The 18568-nt window shown below is 57.4% G+C and carries 18 protein-coding genes; 8 read left to right on the top strand and 10 right to left on the bottom strand.

Annotation, left to right across the window (positions count from 1 at the left end):
- Window positions 1–42 precede the first annotated feature (42 nt).
- The 4 genes from yidC to rpmH are packed head-to-tail and all read right to left on the bottom strand — an operon-like array spanning window position 43 to window position 2515.
- Window positions 43–1722 carry a membrane protein insertase YidC gene (gene yidC / locus KVG88_RS16895; RefSeq protein ID WP_150702280.1) on the bottom strand — a complete coding sequence of 560 codons (1680 nt, stop codon included), beginning with the start codon at window positions 1720–1722 and terminating at the stop codon, window positions 43–45.
- 2 nt (window positions 1723–1724) lie between these two features.
- Entirely contained in the window at window positions 1725–1970 is a 246-nt protein-coding gene (gene yidD / locus KVG88_RS16890) for a membrane protein insertion efficiency factor YidD (RefSeq protein WP_010207715.1), read from the bottom strand.
- Entirely contained in the window at window positions 1963–2364 is a 402-nt protein-coding gene (gene rnpA, locus KVG88_RS16885; RefSeq protein ID WP_197677877.1) for a ribonuclease P protein component, read from the bottom strand. Before rnpA ends, yidD begins: the two co-directional genes overlap by 8 nt.
- A gap of 16 nt (window positions 2365–2380) precedes the next feature.
- Window positions 2381–2515 (bottom strand): 50S ribosomal protein L34, encoded by a 135-nt coding sequence (gene rpmH / locus KVG88_RS16880; protein WP_003213577.1) that lies wholly within the window; start codon window positions 2513–2515, stop codon window positions 2381–2383.
- Window positions 2516–3081: 566 nt separating this feature from the next.
- On the opposite strand from rpmH, the gene dnaA reads away from it, so the two are divergent.
- From dnaA to gyrB, 4 genes are read left to right on the top strand one after another with little or no spacing between them, the layout of a single operon-like run.
- Window positions 3082–4608, top strand: coding sequence for a chromosomal replication initiator protein DnaA (gene dnaA, locus KVG88_RS16875; RefSeq protein WP_150702282.1), 1527 nt, complete (start codon window positions 3082–3084; stop codon window positions 4606–4608).
- 39 nt (window positions 4609–4647) lie between these two features.
- Window positions 4648–5751, top strand: coding sequence for a DNA polymerase III subunit beta (gene dnaN, locus KVG88_RS16870; RefSeq protein WP_075946944.1), 1104 nt, complete (start codon window positions 4648–4650; stop codon window positions 5749–5751).
- A 20-nt stretch (window positions 5752–5771) separates the two neighbouring features.
- The gene (gene recF, locus KVG88_RS16865; protein WP_150702283.1) at window positions 5772–6875 is read left to right on the top strand and encodes a DNA replication/repair protein RecF; all 1104 of its coding nucleotides are present in this window, start codon (window positions 5772–5774) and stop codon (window positions 6873–6875) included.
- Between the two features lie 5 nt (window positions 6876–6880).
- Complete coding sequence (gene gyrB / locus KVG88_RS16860) at window positions 6881–9298, top strand: DNA topoisomerase (ATP-hydrolyzing) subunit B (protein WP_150702284.1); 2418 nt, start codon at window positions 6881–6883, stop codon at window positions 9296–9298.
- A 62-nt stretch (window positions 9299–9360) separates the two neighbouring features.
- Here the strand turns inward: gyrB and KVG88_RS16855 are convergent, their stop codons facing one another.
- Window positions 9361–10077 carry a response regulator transcription factor gene (locus KVG88_RS16855; protein ID WP_217872070.1) on the bottom strand — a complete coding sequence of 239 codons (717 nt, stop codon included), beginning with the start codon at window positions 10075–10077 and terminating at the stop codon, window positions 9361–9363.
- 131 nt (window positions 10078–10208) lie between these two features.
- Here KVG88_RS16855 and KVG88_RS16850 point away from each other — a divergent pair, with 131 nt between their 5' ends.
- Window positions 10209–11741, top strand: a complete 1533-nt coding sequence (locus tag KVG88_RS16850; protein WP_217872069.1) for a sensor histidine kinase — start codon at window positions 10209–10211, stop codon at window positions 11739–11741.
- A gap of 171 nt (window positions 11742–11912) precedes the next feature.
- On the opposite strand, the gene KVG88_RS16845 is transcribed toward KVG88_RS16850, so the two are convergent.
- The 4 genes from KVG88_RS16845 to glyQ form a co-directional block, all read right to left on the bottom strand.
- A complete protein-coding gene (locus KVG88_RS16845; protein WP_217872068.1) occupies window positions 11913–12692 on the bottom strand; it encodes a lysophospholipid acyltransferase family protein in 780 nt (259 codons plus the stop codon).
- A gap of 84 nt (window positions 12693–12776) precedes the next feature.
- Entirely contained in the window at window positions 12777–13316 is a 540-nt protein-coding gene (gmhB, locus tag KVG88_RS16840) for a D-glycero-beta-D-manno-heptose 1,7-bisphosphate 7-phosphatase (RefSeq protein WP_191630479.1), read from the bottom strand.
- A 4-nt stretch (window positions 13317–13320) separates the two neighbouring features.
- The gene (gene glyS, locus KVG88_RS16835) at window positions 13321–15375 is read right to left on the bottom strand and encodes a glycine--tRNA ligase subunit beta (RefSeq protein ID WP_217872067.1); all 2055 of its coding nucleotides are present in this window, start codon (window positions 15373–15375) and stop codon (window positions 13321–13323) included.
- Window positions 15372–16325 (bottom strand): glycine--tRNA ligase subunit alpha, encoded by a 954-nt coding sequence (glyQ, locus tag KVG88_RS16830; protein ID WP_003187265.1) that lies wholly within the window; start codon window positions 16323–16325, stop codon window positions 15372–15374. The genes glyS and glyQ overlap by 4 nt, the downstream gene beginning before the upstream one ends.
- Before the next feature lie 81 nt (window positions 16326–16406).
- Between glyQ and KVG88_RS16825 the strand changes: the two genes are divergently transcribed.
- The 3 genes from KVG88_RS16825 (at window position 16407) to KVG88_RS16815 (ending at window position 18204) form a co-directional block, all read left to right on the top strand.
- Entirely contained in the window at window positions 16407–16964 is a 558-nt protein-coding gene (locus tag KVG88_RS16825) for a DNA-3-methyladenine glycosylase I (protein WP_150702290.1), read from the top strand.
- Window positions 16965–17004: 40 nt separating this feature from the next.
- Window positions 17005–17892: a lysophospholipid acyltransferase gene (locus KVG88_RS16820; RefSeq protein WP_150702291.1), complete on the top strand. Its 888-nt coding sequence runs from the start codon at window positions 17005–17007 to the stop codon at window positions 17890–17892.
- 72 nt (window positions 17893–17964) lie between these two features.
- Entirely contained in the window at window positions 17965–18204 is a 240-nt protein-coding gene (locus KVG88_RS16815; protein ID WP_150702292.1) for a PilZ domain-containing protein, read from the top strand.
- On the opposite strand, the gene KVG88_RS16810 is transcribed toward KVG88_RS16815, so the two are convergent.
- Complete coding sequence (locus KVG88_RS16810) at window positions 18195–18512, bottom strand: tetratricopeptide repeat protein (RefSeq protein WP_217872066.1); 318 nt, start codon at window positions 18510–18512, stop codon at window positions 18195–18197. The genes KVG88_RS16815 and KVG88_RS16810 overlap by 10 nt on opposite strands.
- Window positions 18513–18568 lie beyond the last annotated feature (56 nt).

Raw genomic sequence — 18568 nt, 5'->3', positions numbered from 1 at the left:
GCCCCACTAGGGGGCGTTTTGAGTGGTTATCCACAGTGTAAATCAGGCAGCTGCTTTGGTAGCTGCTTCGATCTTACGAGTGATGTACCACTGTTGGGCGATCGACAGGCAGTTGTTCACTACCCAGTACAGCACCAGACCGGCCGGGAACCACAGGAAGAAGAAGGTGAAGATGATCGGCATCATTTTCATGACCTTCGCTTGCATCGGATCTGGAGGTGTCGGGTTCAGCTGCTGCTGGATGAACATGGTTGCACCCATGATGATCGGCAGAATGAAGAACGGATCCTTGATCGACAGGTCAGTGATCCACAGCATGAACGGCGCTTGGCGCATTTCAACGCTTTCCAGCAGAACCCAGTACAGCGAGAGGAAAACCGGCATCTGCACGAGGATTGGCAAGCAACCACCCAGCGGATTGATCTTCTCTTTCTTGTACAGCTCCATCATGGCTTGCGACATTTTCTGCCGGTCATCGCCATGCTGCTCTTTCAGGGCTGCCAGTTTCGGTGCCACTGCACGCATACGGGCCATGGATTTGTAACTGGCGGCCGACAGAGGGAAGAAAATCCCTTTGATCAGCATGGTCAGGAAGATGATCGACCAGCCCCAGTTACCCACAATGGCGTGGATGTGTTGCAGCAACCAGAAGATCGGTTGAGCGATGAACCACAGAATGCCGTAGTCGACAGTCAGTTCCAGACCTGGGGACAACTCTTTCAATACGGCCTGGCTTTTCGGACCGGCGTACAGAATGGCGCTGGTTTCAGCTTTGGCACCCGGTGCAACGGTCACCGAAGGACCGGTGTAGCCGATGATGTAGTTGCCTTTGCTGTCTTTGCGGGTCTGGACGACATTGTTTTCGCCCTTCGCCGGAATCCACGCGGTCACGAAGTAGTGTTGCAGCCAGGCTACCCAACCACCGGTGACGGTTTCTTTCAGCGCAGCCTTGTCCATGTCCTTCATGGACACTTTCTTGTACGGCTCGGAACTTGTCCACAGGGCGGCGCCCAGGTAAGTCGCAGTGCCGGTGGCGGTGCTGGAAGACGGATCGGAGCTGGCGTCACGCTTCAATTGCGCGAACATTGCACCGGACCAGGGCTGAGCGCTCTGGTTATCGATCAAGTAGGAAACGGTTACGTCATACAGGCCACGTTTCAGGGTGAAACGCTTGATGTAGTTGACGCCGTCCTTGCTGAACTTCAGGTCTACGACCAATTGGTCCTGACCGTCAGCCAGTTGATAAATCTTCTTCTCTGCCGAGTAAACCGGACGACCGGCAGGACTTGCGTCCGGACCGTTGGTGCCGATCAGGCCACTTTGTGCCAGATAAGTCCGCTCGTTGCCGTTATCGAACAACTGGAACGGAATTTCCGGATGGTCCTGGCGGCGTGGATACAACGGCAATTTCAGCTGGGCAACATCACCACCTTGTGGATCGACAGCCAGGTCGAGCACATCCGTTTTGATCTGGATGAGATCGGTACTTGCTGCTACCGGAGTTTCGGCCGGTGCGCTGGTATCGTTTGCGGCGTGTGGAATGTCGTCACTGACGGACGCTTTATTGCCAGTTGCCGTATCCGGGAGGCCCGGTGCGGTAGTACTGGAAGCAACATTCTGAGTCGGCAGGGCAGCCTGGCCATAGTCCTGGTTCCATTTAAGAACCATAACGTAGGACACGATTGCCAGGGCGACGATCAGGATCGTGCGTTTGATATCCATGATTACTCGGCCATCGAAGAAGAACGGGAGGTAGGGATAGGTGGAACCGGGTCATAACCACCGGGATTCCACGGATGACAGCGACCTAAACGACGAAAGGTCAGCCAGCCACCGCGAAGAAGGCCATGATTTTCAATGGCTTCTAACGCGTAGCAGGAACAACTGGGGTAGAAACGACAGTGACTGGCCATCAGGGGACTAATGGCATAGCGATAAAACTGGATCGGAACGAGTGCCAGTTTACGCATCTGGACTGTCTACCCCTACAGTTTCGGTTTTGACTGCTGGTACCGGCGTGCTGCGTGCCAGACGCTTCCAGAGTTTGCCGAAATGCTGAATCAATTCGGGGTTTTCTACGTCACCCAAACCTTTGCGCGCGACGATAACAATGTCCCAACCGACCAGTAGATCCTGGTTCAGGCGAAACGATTCGCGCATCAGACGTTTGAGGCGATTGCGCTCGACGGAGAGCTTTACGCTCTTTTTCCCGATAACCAGCCCTAGACGGGGGTGATCAAGATCGTTGTTGCGCGCAAGGAGCAGGAGATTTTTCCCCGGAACCTTGCCGGTAGGGGAGTCAAAGACTGCCTTGAAATGCCGGGGGGTAAGCAGACGCTTTTCCCGACTGAAGTCCTGACTCACCTCCAGTGCCGGCTTATCAAACTGCCAGACGCGCACGACCTTTGGCGCGACGACGCGACAGAACGGCGCGGCCATTCTTGGTAGCCATGCGAGCACGGAAACCGTGGGTACGAGCGCGTTTGATAGTGCTTGGTTGGAAAGTACGTTTCATTGTCGTGTTACCTGGTTCGTCCACAACGGGCCGGAATGGCCCCCGTTTTAAGAGACCGGGGATTCTAGAGAAAGCAAGCCTCTAGGTCAATTTCCAACCAGCGTTTCCTTATAAATAGATCTCCAGAGGTTTGGTCTGCACGAATCCACCGTTAAACATAAAAATAAAGAAGGAGAGTATTTAAAGCTTTTCTGTAAAGCTTATAAAAGCTTAGGAAGCGATTATCTGTGGATAACCACGTTGAGGCCTTGTATCTCGTGATGTACAGAGAATGACAACTACGGTGGAAAACCGTGCTCAGCCTGTGCTGCGCTGTCGGATAACCTGTGTGTGAAAGCGCGCTTTATCCACAGGCCGGTTACCCACAGAGTTTCACCCCCAGTTGTGCAACGAGCTCAGACCCGGTTATCCACAGAGCTTATGCACAGACCGCTGGTCGTCTTTTTTGCGTATAAATCGTTGATTCTTCTTGTTCGATGAACCACCTACGTGTGGATAAGTCAGCGTCTGGTCGCTACAATGGCCGCTTGTTTTTGCCTCACCGGCTTTCAACTTAGGGGATATCCGTGTCAGTGGAACTTTGGCAGCAGTGCGTGGAGCTTCTTCGCGATGAGCTGCCTGCCCAACAATTCAACACTTGGATCCGTCCACTACAGGTCGAAGCCGAAGGCGACGAGTTGCGTGTTTATGCGCCCAACCGTTTTGTCCTGGACTGGGTCAATGAGAAATACCTTGGCCGCGTCCTGGAATTACTGGACGAGCACGGCAACGGAATGGCGCCAGCGCTTTCCTTATTAATAGGTAGCAAACGCAGCTCAGCTCCGCGCGCCGCACCGAATGCTCCGTTGGCCGCTGCCGCAGTCAACCAGGCGCAAGCCTCTTCGGCACCGGCCAGCGCGCCAGCACCAGCGCCATCGGCCACATCGACCAAGCGAGCCACTCAAAAAGTTGCCGACGTCACCGAGGAAGAGCCCTCCCGTGACAGCTTCGATCCGATGGCCGGCGCCAGTTCGCAACAGGCCCCGGTTCGCGCCGAGCAACGCACCGTGCAGGTGGAAGGTGCGCTCAAGCACACCAGCTATCTGAACCGTACCTTTACCTTCGAAAACTTCGTTGAGGGTAAGTCCAACCAACTGGCCCGGGCCGCAGCCTGGCAAGTGGCGGATAATCCTAAACATGGTTACAACCCGCTGTTCCTGTATGGCGGCGTAGGTCTGGGTAAAACCCACTTGATGCATGCTGTGGGTAACCATCTATTAAAGAAGAACCCGAATGCCAAGGTCGTGTACCTGCATTCCGAGCGGTTCGTGGCTGACATGGTCAAGGCTTTGCAGCTGAACGCGATCAATGAGTTCAAGCGTTTCTACCGTTCGGTGGATGCGTTGCTGATCGATGACATTCAGTTCTTCGCCCGCAAAGAGCGCTCCCAGGAAGAATTTTTCCACACCTTCAACGCCCTGCTTGAAGGTGGCCAGCAGGTCATTCTCACCAGTGACCGCTACCCGAAAGAGATCGAAGGACTTGAAGAACGCCTGAAATCCCGCTTCGGCTGGGGGCTGACGGTTGCCGTCGAACCGCCGGAACTCGAGACCCGTGTAGCGATCTTGATGAAGAAGGCCGACCAGGCCAAAGTTGAGTTGCCACACGACGCGGCGTTTTTCATTGCCCAACGCATTCGCTCCAACGTCCGTGAGCTGGAAGGCGCGCTCAAACGCGTGATCGCCCACTCGCACTTCATGGGCCGTGATATCACCATCGAGTTGATTCGCGAATCGCTGAAGGACCTGTTGGCGCTGCAAGACAAACTGGTCTCTGTGGATAACATTCAGCGCACCGTCGCTGAGTATTACAAGATCAAGATCTCCGATTTGCTGTCCAAACGCCGCTCGCGTTCGGTCGCTCGGCCGCGTCAGGTTGCCATGGCATTGTCCAAGGAACTGACTAACCACAGCTTGCCGGAAATCGGCGATGTGTTTGGCGGACGTGACCACACGACGGTTTTGCACGCCTGCCGCAAGATCAACGAACTTAAGGAATCCGACGCGGACATCCGCGAGGACTACAAGAACCTGCTGCGTACACTGACCACTTGATGAACACCAGCGCAGCTTATTAAGGCAAGGGACTAGACCATGCATTTCACCATTCAACGCGAAGCCCTGTTGAAACCCCTGCAACTGGTCGCAGGCGTTGTCGAACGCCGACAGACCTTGCCGGTGCTCTCCAACGTGCTGTTGGTTGTCGAAGGCCAGCAACTGTCGCTGACCGGTACTGACCTGGAAGTCGAGCTGGTCGGTCGTGTTCAACTCGAAGAGCCAGCCGAAACAGGTTCCATCACCGTGCCTGCGCGCAAGCTGATGGACATCTGCAAAAGCCTGCCCAACGATGCGCTGATCGACATCAAGGTCGACGAGCAAAAGCTCGTGGTGAAGGCTGGGCGTAGTCGCTTTACCCTGTCGACGCTGCCGGCCAACGATTTCCCGACGGTGGAAGAAGGCCCTGGCTCGCTGACCTGCAGCCTGGAGCAGAGCAAACTGCGGCGCTTGATCGAGCGCACCAGTTTCGCCATGGCTCAACAGGACGTGCGTTACTACCTCAATGGGATGCTGCTGGAAGTGTCCGCCGGTATCATCCGCGCTGTGGCCACCGACGGTCATCGTCTGGCGATGTGCTCGATGCAGGCTGATATCGGTCAGCCAGATCGTCACCAGGTCATCGTGCCGCGCAAAGGTATCCTTGAATTGGCACGCCTGCTGACTGAGCCGGACGGTATCGTCAGCATCGTCCTGGGCCAGCACCACATCCGCGCCACCACCGGTGAGTTCACGTTCACCTCGAAACTGGTCGACGGTAAATTCCCGGACTACGAGCGCGTACTGCCGAAGGGCGGCGACAAGCTGGTGCTGGGCGATCGTCAGGCACTGCGTGAAGCCTTCAGCCGTACCGCCATTCTGTCCAACGAGAAGTACCGCGGTATCCGTCTGCAACTGGCCAATGGTCAGCTAAAAATCCAGGCGAATAACCCGGAGCAGGAAGAAGCGGAAGAAGAAGTGGGCGTGGAGTACAACGGCGGCTCTCTGGAGATCGGCTTCAACGTGAGCTATCTGCTCGACGTCCTGGGCGTGATGACCACCGAACAGGTTCGTCTGATCCTGTCCGACTCCAATAGCAGCGCGCTGGTGCAAGAGTCCGACAACGACGATTCGGCTTACGTCGTCATGCCGATGCGTCTGTAATCATGCTCAGCAGAAGCTAGATGTCCTTAAGTCGCGTCTCGGTCACCGCGGTGCGCAATCTGCACCCGGTGACCTTCTCCCCCTCTCCCCGAATCAATATTCTTTACGGCGCCAACGGCAGCGGCAAAACCAGTGTTCTGGAAGCCATTCACCTGCTGGGGCTTGCCCGTTCGTTTCGTAGCACCCGTCTGTTGCCGGTCATTCAGTACGAACAGTTGGCGTGCACAGTGTTTGGCCAGGTTGAACTGGCTGAGGGTGGGCAGAGTGCGTTGGGCATCTCTCGGGATCGCCAGGGTGAATTCCAGATCCGCATTGATGGGCAAAACGCGCGCAGTGCAGCGCAGTTGGCTGAGATCCTGCCATTGCAGTTGATCAACCCGGACAGCTTCCGCTTGCTGGAAGGTGCGCCGAAGATTCGCCGGCAGTTTCTCGATTGGGGGGTGTTCCACGTGGAACCCCGTTTCATGTCGACCTGGCAACGCTTGCAGAAGGCGCTGCGCCAGAGAAACTCCTGGCTGCGGCATGGTACACTTGACGCCGTTTCGCAAGCGGTTTGGGACAGGGAACTGTGTCAGGCCAGCGCTGAAATCGATGAATACCGCCGCGCTTACATCAAAGCCTTAAAACCAGTCTTTGAACAGACTTTGAGCGAGTTGGTTGAGCTTGAGGGCTTAACGCTCAGCTATTACCGAGGTTGGGACAAAGACCGTGAGCTGAGCGCTGTGCTCGCCGGGTCCCTGCAACGGGATCAGCAAATGGGTCATACCCAGGCCGGACCTCAACGCGCTGATTTGCGTCTCAGATTGGGCGCTCACAATGCCGCGGACATCTTGTCTCGTGGACAGCAAAAGTTGGTGGTTTGTGCTTTGCGGATTGCTCAAGGGCACTTGGTGAGCCAGGCACGACGCGGTCAGTGTATTTATCTGGTGGATGACTTGCCGTCTGAGCTGGACGAGCAGCACCGCCGCGCGCTTTGCCGCTTGCTGGAAGACTTACGCTGCCAGGTGTTCATCACCTGTGTAGATCACGAATTATTGAGGGAAGGCTGGCAGACGGAAACGCCAGTCGCTCTGTTCCACGTGGAACAGGGCCGTATCACCCAGACCCACGACCATCGGGAGTGAAGGCATTGAGCGAAGAAAATACGTACGACTCAACGAGCATTAAAGTGCTGAAAGGCCTGGATGCCGTACGCAAACGTCCCGGTATGTACATTGGTGACACCGACGATGGCAGCGGTCTGCACCACATGGTGTTCGAGGTGGTCGATAACTCGATCGACGAAGCGCTCGCCGGCCACTGCGACGACATCAGCATCATCATTCACCCGGACGAATCCATCACCGTTAAAGACAACGGCCGTGGCATCCCGGTAGACGTGCATAAAGAAGAAGGCGTTTCGGCAGCTGAGGTCATCATGACCGTACTGCACGCCGGCGGTAAGTTCGACGATAACTCCTACAAAGTATCCGGCGGTCTGCACGGTGTAGGTGTTTCGGTTGTGAACGCCTTGTCTGAAGAGTTGATTCTGACCGTTCGCCGCAGCGGCAAGATCTGGGAACAGACTTACGTTCACGGCGTTCCGCAAGAGCCGATGAAAATCGTTGGCGATTCAGAAACCACCGGTACGCAGATCCACTTCAAGGCTTCCAGTGAAACCTTCAAGAACATCCACTTCAGCTGGGACATCCTGGCCAAGCGGATTCGTGAACTGTCCTTCCTCAACTCCGGTGTCGGCATCGTCCTCAAGGATGAGCGCAGCGGCAAGGAAGAACTGTTCAAATACGAAGGCGGCCTGCGTGCGTTCGTTGAATACCTGAACACCAACAAGACCCCGGTCAACCAGGTGTTCCACTTCAACATTCAGCGCGAAGACGGCATCGGCGTAGAAATCGCCCTGCAGTGGAACGACAGCTTCAACGAGAACCTGTTGTGCTTCACCAACAACATTCCACAGCGCGATGGCGGTACTCACCTGGTGGGTTTCCGTTCCGCACTGACGCGTAACCTGAACACCTACATCGAAGCCGAAGGCCTGGCGAAGAAGCACAAAGTCGCCACCACCGGTGACGATGCCCGCGAAGGCCTGACCGCGATTATCTCGGTGAAGGTTCCAGATCCGAAGTTCAGCTCCCAGACCAAAGACAAGCTGGTTTCTTCTGAAGTGAAGACCGCGGTTGAACAGGAAATGGGCAAGTACTTCTCGGACTTCCTGCTGGAAAACCCGAACGAAGCCAAGCTGGTTGTCGGCAAGATGATCGACGCCGCCCGTGCCCGTGAAGCGGCGCGCAAGGCCCGTGAGATGACTCGACGCAAAGGCGCGCTGGACATCGCCGGCCTGCCGGGCAAACTGGCGGACTGCCAGGAAAAAGACCCTGCCCTGTCCGAACTGTACCTCGTGGAAGGTGACTCTGCTGGCGGTTCCGCCAAGCAGGGACGTAACCGCAAGACTCAGGCAATTCTGCCCCTCAAGGGTAAGATCCTGAACGTCGAGAAAGCACGTTTCGACAAGATGATCTCTTCCCAGGAAGTGGGCACCTTGATCACCGCGCTGGGTTGCGGCATCGGCCGCGAAGAGTACAACATCGACAAGTTGCGCTATCACAACATCATCATCATGACCGATGCTGACGTCGACGGTTCGCACATTCGTACCCTGCTGCTGACCTTCTTCTTCCGTCAGTTGCCGGAGCTGATCGAGCGTGGCTATATCTACATCGCTCAGCCGCCGTTGTACAAGGTCAAGAAAGGCAAGCAAGAGCAATACATCAAAGACGACGACGCCATGGAAGAGTACATGACGCAGTCGGCCCTGGAAGATGCGAGCCTGCACCTCAACGAAGAAGCGCCGGGCATCTCCGGTGAAGCCCTTGAGCGTCTGGTGAATGACTTCCGTCTGGTCATGAAGACTCTTAAGCGTCTGTCGCGCCTGTACCCGCAGGAACTGACCGAGCACTTCATCTACTTGCCGGCTGTCAGCCTGGAGCAACTGTCCGATCACGCAGCGATGCAGGATTGGCTGGCTCAGTACGAAGTCCGTCTGCGCACCGTCGAGAAGTCGGGCCTGGTCTACAAGGCCAGCCTGCGTGAAGACCGCGAGCGTGGCGTGTGGCTGCCAGAAGTTGAACTGATCTCCCACGGTTTGTCGAACTACGTCACGTTCAACCGCGACTTCTTCGGCAGCAACGATTACAAAACCGTTGTTTCCCTGGGGGCGCAACTGAGCACCCTGCTGGACGACGGCGCGTACATCCAGCGTGGCGAGCGTCGCAAGGCGGTCACCGAGTTCAAGGAAGCGCTGGACTGGCTGATGGCTGAAAGCACCAAGCGTCACACCATCCAGCGATACAAAGGTCTGGGTGAGATGAACCCGGATCAGCTGTGGGAAACCACCATGGACCCAAGCGTACGCCGGATGCTCAAAGTGACCATCGAAGACGCCATTGGCGCGGACCAGATCTTCAACACCCTGATGGGTGATGCGGTCGAACCACGTCGTGACTTCATCGAAAGCAACGCCCTGGCAGTATCCAACCTGGACTTCTGATCCCGGTCGGTGCCAACGAAAAGGCCAACGCATTTGCGTTGGCCTTTTTTATTCCCTGCGATTTACTCGGCTGCCGGCGCCACACTCTCCAACCGATACCCGTACCCATATATCGTCAGCAACTGCCAGCCGCGATCCGCTGTCAGCCCGAGCTTGTTACGCAGGCGATAGATGTGGGTGTCCAGCGGGCGCGATGAGGACATCTCTTCATGGGGCCAGAAGCGTTCATACAAATAGTCTCGCGACAGCGGGCGCCCCAGGTTGCTGAACAGACAGTGGGCCAGGCGATACTCGCGTTCGGTCATTGCAATGGGTTTGCCATCTCGCGTGACGGTCAGTTCGGCATCGTCGAATACCAGGTCGTTGAAGCTCAACGCTTCTGACGCTGATCGCTGCTGGCTGTGCCGACGCAATACCGCACCCACCCGGGCTTTCAGTTCATTGGGTCGAAACGGTTTGCTGACGTAGTCGTCGGCGCCGGCATTCAGGGCCTGGACGATATCGTTTTCGCCGTCACGGCTGGTGAGCATGATGGCGGCCGGAGGCGCTTCCATGTGTTCCCGGGACCAGCGCAGCACCTCTAAACCGCTAACATCCGGCAGTTGCCAGTCGAGGATCAGCAAGTCGAACGTTTCCCGGCGCAGTTGCCGCAGCAGGTCTTCCCCGCGTTCGAAGCTGTGCAATGACCAAGGCTGCTCAGCAGCATCCGCCATTTGCTGAAGGGTTTGTTCGACCCGGCGCAATTCGGCGGGCTCATCGTCCAGTATCGCAACACGCATACGCGCAGGTTCCTTGCACGGGGCCGTTAAAGTAAGCGGTCCGCCGTTGTGGACGTCCGCTATGATTCTTGGATCAAGGTTCTCAGATCGGAGATCTATGAAACCATTCACCCCGCCCTGCCCTTTTCGCCATGAATAGCCCACGCCCTCAGGAGAATCGTGAGCCTAGTCAGGTTGAGCGATTGTTTCGGCAATTGGTGCGTCAGTGGGTTTGGATCAGTCTAGTGCTCCTGCCGCTGACTGCACTGTTGTCCTATCGGCTTCAGATGAACCTGAACGATGCATCGCCCGGCTTGAGCGCGCTATTGTCGGTTGGCCTGGTTACCAGTGTGCTCGGTCTGCTGCTGTGGCGTCCGCGTCTGGCGCTTTGGCTGACGTTGCTTGGCATGCTGTGTGCGTTGTTGGCGAGTGCCGGCCTCGCCGAGTGGAGCAAATGGTGGTCGCCGACGCCGGCCCTGCTCAGCATGCTGTTGGCTTATCTGATCTGGAACTGGCGACGTCTGAGTGTAGTACTGACTTATTTCGGTTGGGAACTTGCACGCCTGGACAGCGAGCCGAAAGTGTTTCCGGAACGCCGTCGCACCGACTTCCCAAGCGGGGATCGTTTGCAGAAGCAAGTCATGGCACTGGAACAAGCCGTGAGCCGAACCCGCGATACCCACCGTTTCATCGCTGATGGGCTGGAATATCTGCCTGTCGCCACATTGATCAGTGATCCCAGCGGACAGATTTTGCTCAGTAACCGCAAAGCCCGGGAGCTGTTTGGGGGAAGCTTGGTGGGTGGTGGTGTGCTCGAACAGTTGGTACAGCTCGGCTACCCGGGGATGAGCCATAGTCCGGCCTCGCATTTATCCACATTGCCGATGTTGGAGTTTCGCGACGTCAAAGAACGCAGCCTGCGGCTGGAACGCGCTGCGCTGTTACCGGTAGACGGCGAAACCCCCGCCGGTTGGCTTTGGAACCTGACGGACCTGAGTATCGAGCGCGAAGCGCAAGAGCAGCGGGCCGTGATGTTGCGCTTCCTGTCCCACGATTTGCGGGCACCGCATTCAGCCATCCTCGCGCTGCTGGATGTGCACCGTCATCAAGTGGGCGGTGACACACAACTCTTCAATCAGATCGAGCTGCAGGTGCGCCGGGCTCTGGATCTGACCGGTGGGTTCGTGCAACTGGCCAAGGCTGAGTCTGACGCCTATCACTTTCAACCCAGCCTGTTTGCGATGCTGGTACTGGACGTGTTCGATCAAGCGCTGCCACTAGCCCAGCAAAAGCAGATCCAGTTGGTGCAACAGGTGGAAGATGAGGCTCAGGAAAGTCTGCTGATGGCGGATCAGGCATTGTTGACCCGAGCATTGTTCAATCTTTTGGAGAATGCGATCAAATACAGTGCTGCGGGTTCGCGTGTCAGTTTGCAGGTCAGGCACAACGGCGATTGGTTGACCTGTGAGCTCATCGATCAAGGCAAAGGCATTGCCGCCGAGGAGTTGCCCGAGCTGTTCAGTCAGTATCGGCGTTTCTCGTCCGCGCAGGGGATTGACGGAGTGGGCTTGGGTTTATCGATGGTAAAGGCCGTTGTCGATCGCCATGGCGGGCGAATCGAATGCTCCAGCGTGGTGGGCGAAGGCACGTGTTTCCGGCTCGATTTCCCGCTGTTGGAGGAGTGAATGACGGGCATAAAAAAACCGGCTATATCAGCCGGTTTTTTTGCGTCCGAAAAAAACTTATGCACGATTTCATGATTTTTATCATTTTTTAAAATATGCAATAAAATCATGAGGTTACTAAGGATTAACGACGCTTTTAAAGAAAATGGTACACAGCTTATCCACAGAATCTCAGACAGCCACCGAGTCCGTGGAAACCGGTGCTTTCGGCGTTGGTGGCAGCGAGCCCATTTCGCGCTGCATCTGCTCGTTCCAGGCTTGCACCCGATCGTTCAAATCAGCGATGGCGCGCGGTCCGCTGCCTTCGGCGTACATTGGCTCGCCGATGATCACGGTGATCACCCCCGGTTTTTTCGCCCAACCGCTTTTCGGCCAGAACTTGCCGGCGTTATGCGCAATCGGCAGTACCGGTAGTTCGGCGTTGACTGCCAATGCAGTCCCACCCCGGGAGAATTTGCCAATGGTGCCGTAAGGGACGCGTGTGCCTTCGGGGAAGATCAGCACCCAGACGTTGTCCTTGAGCAGCTCGTCGCCCTTTTTGGCTACGTGCTTGAGCGCGGCTTTCGGGTTGTCACGGTCGATGGCGATCGGACGCAGCATGGCCATGGCCCAACCGAAGAACGGCACATAGAGCAGTTCACGCTTGAGCACCTGGCTCAGCGGTGAGAAATAAGCGGAGAGAAAAAACGTCTCCCAGGTACTTTGGTGGTTCGACTGAATCACGCACGGGCGATCCGGCACATTTTGCGCGCCCTTCACTTCGTAGCGAATTCCCAGGAACACCTTGCTCAACCACAAGGCGCAGCGGCACCAATAGACGTTGATGAAGCGATAACGCGCCTTGAACGGCAAAAAGGGCGCGATGAAAAAACTCAGGCTGCACCACAGCAAAGAGCTGGTGCCCAGCAGCAGGTAAAAGAGAAAGGTTCTGATGGCCTGCAATATCGACATGGTGACGTTTACCGTTGCGGGCAACACCCGCCTGTATAAAGCGCACTCCTGATCAATCCTTTATCAGGAAATTTCAGAAGCACTCTAATTGTGGATAAGTTCTGCGGCAATCGCCGCCAGATCGTCAAAAATCAATGTGCCTACCGGAAGGGTTTTACCCAAAGTCTTTTCGCCTTTCCCGGTCTTTACCAAAACTGGCTGTGAATCGACGGCTTTGGCGGCTTCCAGGTCACCAAGGCTGTCGCCGACGAACCAGAGATTGGTCAGCGACACGTTGTAATGAGCGGCGATGGTTTTCAGCATCCCGGGTTTCGGCTTGCGGCAATCGCAGCCTTCGTCCGGCCCGTGCGGGCAATAGACGATCAGGCCGACTTCACCGCCCTGCTCTGCCACCAGCGCGCGTAAACGCTCGTGCATGGCATCCAGGGTGGCGATGTCGTAGTAGCCACGAGCGATGCCCGACTGGTTGGTAGCGACTGCTACCGTCCAGCCGGCCTTGCTCAACTGCGCGATGGCTTCGATCGAACCGGGAAGTGGATTCCACTCCGCCACCGACTTGATGTAAGCGTCGGAGTCGTAATTGATCACTCCGTCCCGATCGAGAATCAGCAGTTTCAACAGCAGCCCCTTAGCCCAGCAGCGAAATGTCAGCGACGCCGAGGAACAGGCCGCGCAGGCGTGCCAGCAACGCATAACGGTTGGCGCGAACGTTGGCATCTTCAGCGTTGACCATCACCGCCTCGAAGAACGCATCCACCGGCTCGCGCAAGGCGGCCAGACGTGCCAGCGACTCGCTGTACTGACGGGCGGCAGCCATTGGCTGAACAGCCTGGTCGGCTTGCTGGATCGCCGAGTACAGAGAGAACTCGTTGGCGTTGTCGAAGTACTTGGCTTCGACGACGGTCGGAACGGAGCCCTCAACCTTGCTCAGCAAGTTCGATACGCGCTTGTTCACCGCTGCCAGGGCCGCGGCTTCCGGCAATTGACGGAAGGCCTGCACGGCTTGCACGCGCTGGTCGAAGTCCAGGGCCGAGCCTGGTTTCAGGGCACGCACCGACAGGTAGGTCGCCACGTCGACGCCTTCGTCCTCATAACGGGCACGCAGACGATCGAAGATGAACTCCAGCACCGACTCGTTCAGACCGGCAGCCTTGACCTTGGCACCGAACGCGGTCACGGCGAAAGCCACGGCGTCGTTCAGGTCCAGATCCAGTTTTTTCTCGATCAGGATGCGCAGCACACCCAGCGCTGCACGACGCAGGGCGTACGGGTCTTTGCTGCCGGTTGGCAGCATGCCGATACCGAAGATACCAACCAGGGTGTCGAGCTTGTCGGCGATAGCGACGGCCGCACCGGTCAGGGTGGCAGGCAGTTCAGCGCCAGCACCGCGTGGCATGTACTGCTCGTTCAGTGCCAGTGCGACGTCTTCCGGCTCTCCGTCATTGAGGGCGTAGTAGTAGCCGGCGACACCTTGCATCTCCGGGAACTCGCCGACCATTTCGGTCGCCAGGTCGCATTTGGACAGCAAGCCTGCGCGAGCCGCCCACGAAGCGTTGCCGCCAATGCGCGCGGCGATGTACGCAGCCAGCTTGGAAACACGTTCGGCCTTGTCGTAGACGCTGCCGAGTTTTTCCTGGAACACCACGTTTTGCAGGCGCAGGTTGAAGTCTTCGAGTTTCTGCTTCTTGTCTTGCTTGAAGAAGAACTCGGCGTCGGTCAGGCGTGGGCGAACCACTTTCTCGTTACCGGCGATGATCTGCTGCGGGTCTTTGCTTTCGATGTTGGCCACAGTAATGAAACGTGGCAGCAACTTGCCGTCGGCATCCAGCAGGCAGAAGTATTTCTGGTTGTCCTGCATGGTGGTGATCAGGGCTTCTTGCGGCACATCGAGGAAACGCTCTTCGAACGAGCACACCAGCGGCACCGGCCATTCGACCAGCGCGGTCACTTCGTCGAGCAGGTCCGGTGGCACGATCGCGGTGCCTTCCTGACGGGTTGCCAGTTCTTCGGTGCGCTTGCTGATGATTTCGCGACGCTCATTGGCATCGGCCAGGACATAAGCGGCACGCAGGTCAGACAGGTAGCTCGATGGCGAACCGATGCGCACGTTTTCCGGGTGATGGAAGCGGTGGCCACGGGAGTCGCGGCCGGCCTTCTGGGCGAGGATGGTGCAGTCGATGACCTGGTCACCGAGCAGCATCACCAGCCATTGGGTCGGACGCACGAACTCTTCTTTGCGTGCACCCCAACGCATGCGTTTCGGGATCGGCAGGTCGTTCAGCGAATCTTCGACGATGGTCGGCAGCAGGCTCGAAGTCGGCTTGCCGGCGATGCTTTGGCTGTAGCGCAGTTTCGGGCCGCTCTGATCGATTTCGCTCAGGTCGACGCCGCATTTCTTGGCAAAGCCCAGTGCCGCTTGGGTCGGGTTGCCTTCGGCATCGAACGCGGCCTGACGTGGCGGGCCATCGAGATTGATGCTGCGATCCGGCTGCTGGGTGGCCAGAGCGGTGATCAGCACGGCCAGACGGCGCGGCGCGGCATACACGGTTTTGGTCTCGTAGTTCAGGCCGGCAGCTTGCAGGCCCTTGTCGATACCGGCGAGGAACGCCTCGGCCAGAGTATTCAGGGCCTTGGGTGGCAGTTCTTCAGTACCCAGTTCAACCAGAAAATCCAGAGCACTCATTGTGCAGCCTCCAGCTTGGCCAGTACTTCGTCACGCAGGTCCGGGGTCGCCATCGGGAAGCCCAGCTTGGCGCGAGCCAGCAGGTAGGCTTGCGCAACGGAACGCGCCAGGGTGCGTACACGCAGAATGTATTGCTGACGCGCTGTTACCGAGATCGCCCGGCGCGCATCCAGCAGGTTGAAGGTATGGGAAGCCTTCAACACCATTTCGTAGCTCGGCAACGGCAGCGGCTGGTCGAGTTCGATCAGGCGCTTGGCTTCGCTTTCGTAGAAATCGAACAGTTCGAACAGTTTGTCGACGTTGGCGTGTTCGAAGTTGTAAGTGGACTGCTCCACTTCGTTCTGGTGGAACACGTCGCCGTAGGTCACTTTGCCGAACGGACCGTCAGCCCAGACCAGGTCGTAGACCGAGTCGACGCCTTGCAGGTACATGGCCAGACGCTCAAGACCGTAGGTGATCTCGCCGGTCACCGGGTAGCACTCGATGCCGCCCGCTTGCTGGAAGTAGGTGAACTGGGTTACTTCCATGCCGTTGAGCCAGACTTCCCAGCCCAGACCCCAAGCGCCGAGGGTTGGCGATTCCCAGTTGTCTTCGACGAAGCGGATGTCGTGGACCAGCGGGTCCAGGCCGACGTGCTTGAGGGAGCCCAGGTACAGTTCCTGGAAGTTGTCCGGGTTTGGCTTGAGCACTACCTGGAATTGGTAGTAATGCTGCAGGCGGTTCGGGTTTTCGCCGTAGCGGCCGTCAGTTGGACGACGGCTTGGCTGCACGTAGGCGGCGTTCCAGGTTTCCGGGCCAATGGCGCGCAGGAATGTAGCAGTGTGGAAAGTGCCGGCGCCTACTTCCATATCGTAGGGCTGAAGTACCACACAACCTTGCTCGGCCCAGTATTGCTGGAGGGCGAGGATCAAGTCTTGGAAGGTACGCACGGCTGGCGTAGGCTGGCTCACGAAATTCACCTGTTTCTTGGGCTGCGATTTAAAGAGCGGGAGTATACCCGATTCATTGCTGCGCACGCCCCCTGGAGCCTTATGCCACGCTGCTTTTGGTGTTCCGAAGATCCGCTGTACATGGCTTATCACGATCAGGAGTGGGGCACGCCGCTACGCGATGCGCAGGGATTGTTCGAGTTGCTTTTGCTCGAAGGGTTCCAGGCCGGGCTTTCCTGGATCACCGTGCTGCGCAAACGCGAGCATTATCGGCAGGTGATGTTTGGGTTTGATGTCCAGCGCGTGGCGCAGATGAGCGATGCCGAAATCGATCAATTGATGCTCGATCCAGGCATTATCCGCAACCGTCTCAAACTCAACGCGGCCCGGCGTAATGCCCAGGCCTGGCTGGCGCTGGAGGACCCGGTGGCGTTTCTCTGGTCCTTCGTCGGTGGCCAACCGGTGATCAACCATTTCAAGGATCGCAGTGAAGTCCCGGCTGTCACGCCGACGGCCGTGGAGATGAGCAAAGGCCTGAAAAAAGCCGGTTTCACGTTCGTCGGGCCGACCATTTGCTATGCCCTGATGCAAGCCTCGGGCATGGTCATGGACCACACCCGGGATTGCGATCGCTACGCGCAGCTGGCGAACGGCGGTTAGAATGGCCGGTTCTCGCACAGCACAAGATCAGGAGTGACCTGTGGATAAGTTTAAAGGCGCCTTGCTGGTAGGCGCTCTGCGGCTGTTTGCCTTGCTCCCGTGGCGAGCGGTGCAGGCCGTGGGCTCGGCAATTGGCTGGATGATGTGGAAATTCCCCAACCGTTCCCGCGACGTGGTGCGAATCAACCTGTCCAAATGCTTTCCGGACATGGACCCGGCAGAGCGTGAGCGCCTTGTCGGCCAGAGCCTCAAAGACATCGGCAAGTCGCTGACTGAAAGCGCCTGCGCCTGGATCTGGCCGGCTCAACGCTCCATCGACCTGGTGCGCGAAGTCGAGGGCCTGGATGTTTTGAAAGACGCCCTCGCCTCCGGCAAAGGCGTGGTCGGCATCACCAGCCACCTGGGCAACTGGGAAGTGCTCAACCACTTCTATTGCAGCCAGTGCAAACCGATCATTTTCTACCGTCCGCCAAAACTGAAGGCGGTGGACGAGTTGCTGCAAAAGCAGCGAGTGCAATTGGGCAACAAGGTCGCCGCTTCCACCAAGGAAGGCATCCTCAGTGTCATCAAGGAAGTGCGCAAAGGTGGTGCAGTGGGCATTCCCGCTGACCCGGAACCGGCCGAATCCGCCGGGATCTTCGTGCCGTTTTTTGCCACCCAGGCGCTCACCAGTAAATTCGTGCCGAACATGCTCGCCGGCCACAAAGCGGTCGGCGTCTTCCTGCACGCCCTGCGCCTGCCGGATGGTTCAGGCTACAAGGTGATCCTGGAAGCCGCGCCAGAGGCCATGTACAGCACCGATACGGCAGAGTCCTGCGCGGCCATGAGTAAAGTGGTCGAACGTTATGTCGGGGCTTATCCGAGCCAGTACATGTGGAGCATGAAACGCTTCAAGAAGCGTCCGCCGGGCGAAGAGCGTTGGTATTGATTCAATTGGCATGATCTGTGGATAACCTTGCACTCAGGTTTATCCACAACCGTTCACTCAAGGGCGCAGCAGATGTCCGAACACCGCAAATCCTTTCGCATCAAGATTTGTCACGAAAGCTTTGGCGAATGCCTGGGCCAGACGCGCAATCTGTCGACCACGGGTGTGTACGTCAAGCATCCCGGGCTGTCGACGTTGCACAAAGGTGCAGTGGTTTACGGGCAGGTTCAGGACTTACCCACAGGCGCGCCACGGGTGCGCATGGAAGTGGTGCAGGTGGACGCCGAGGGCATCGGTTTGCGTTATCTCTGATCGGCGCGATCGAGCTTTTTCAGGAACACCGTCATTTCTTTCTCGGCCTGCTTGTCGCCATGGGCGCGAGCGGCTTCCAGGCCCTGTTCCCAGGCTTGGCGAGCGGCCGCATGGTCCATCAGCGCCAGATGGGCCTTACCCAGTAATTTCCACGCCGCCGAATACTTCGGATCGATTTCAACGCAGCGCTGGAAATGCTCCACAGCCTTGGCGTTCTCCCCCAAATCCAGATAACCCTTGCCCAGGCCGAAGCGCAGCAATGAGTTATCCACACCCTTGGAGAGCATTTTTTCCAGGGATTCGATCATGTTGGCTCCTTCGACACCTTGAAGCGAAGATCAGAAGATCGCAGCCTTCGGCAGCG

The organism is Pseudomonas azerbaijanoccidentalis, from assembly GCF_019145495.1.
Lineage (GTDB): Bacteria > Pseudomonadota > Gammaproteobacteria > Pseudomonadales > Pseudomonadaceae > Aquipseudomonas > Aquipseudomonas azerbaijanoccidentalis.
The sequence above is the reverse complement of the archived record's forward strand: the minus strand, read 5'-3'. Positions and strand labels throughout refer to the sequence as shown.

What these genes read in the sequence shown, in the direction of transcription:
- yidC (WP_150702280.1), bottom strand. Translation starts at nt 1,722, where the DNA reads ATGGATATCAAACGCACGATCCTGATCGTCGCCCTGGCAATCGTGTCC.
- yidD (WP_010207715.1), bottom strand. Translation starts at nt 1,970, where the DNA reads ATGCGTAAACTGGCACTCGTTCCGATCCAGTTTTATCGCTATGCCATT.
- rpmH (WP_003213577.1), bottom strand. Translation starts at nt 2,515, where the DNA reads ATGAAACGTACTTTCCAACCAAGCACTATCAAACGCGCTCGTACCCAC.
- dnaN (WP_075946944.1), top strand. Translation starts at nt 4,648, where the DNA reads ATGCATTTCACCATTCAACGCGAAGCCCTGTTGAAACCCCTGCAACTG.
- recF (WP_150702283.1), top strand. Translation starts at nt 5,772, where the DNA reads ATGTCCTTAAGTCGCGTCTCGGTCACCGCGGTGCGCAATCTGCACCCG.
- KVG88_RS16855 (WP_217872070.1), bottom strand. Translation starts at nt 10,077, where the DNA reads ATGCGTGTTGCGATACTGGACGATGAGCCCGCCGAATTGCGCCGGGTC.
- KVG88_RS16850 (WP_217872069.1), top strand. Translation starts at nt 10,209, where the DNA reads ATGAATAGCCCACGCCCTCAGGAGAATCGTGAGCCTAGTCAGGTTGAG.
- KVG88_RS16845 (WP_217872068.1), bottom strand. Translation starts at nt 12,692, where the DNA reads ATGTCGATATTGCAGGCCATCAGAACCTTTCTCTTTTACCTGCTGCTG.
- glyS (WP_217872067.1), bottom strand. Translation starts at nt 15,375, where the DNA reads ATGAGTGCTCTGGATTTTCTGGTTGAACTGGGTACTGAAGAACTGCCA.
- KVG88_RS16825 (WP_150702290.1), top strand. Translation starts at nt 16,407, where the DNA reads ATGCCACGCTGCTTTTGGTGTTCCGAAGATCCGCTGTACATGGCTTAT.
- KVG88_RS16815 (WP_150702292.1), top strand. Translation starts at nt 17,965, where the DNA reads ATGTCCGAACACCGCAAATCCTTTCGCATCAAGATTTGTCACGAAAGC.
- KVG88_RS16810 (WP_217872066.1), bottom strand. Translation starts at nt 18,512, where the DNA reads ATGATCGAATCCCTGGAAAAAATGCTCTCCAAGGGTGTGGATAACTCA.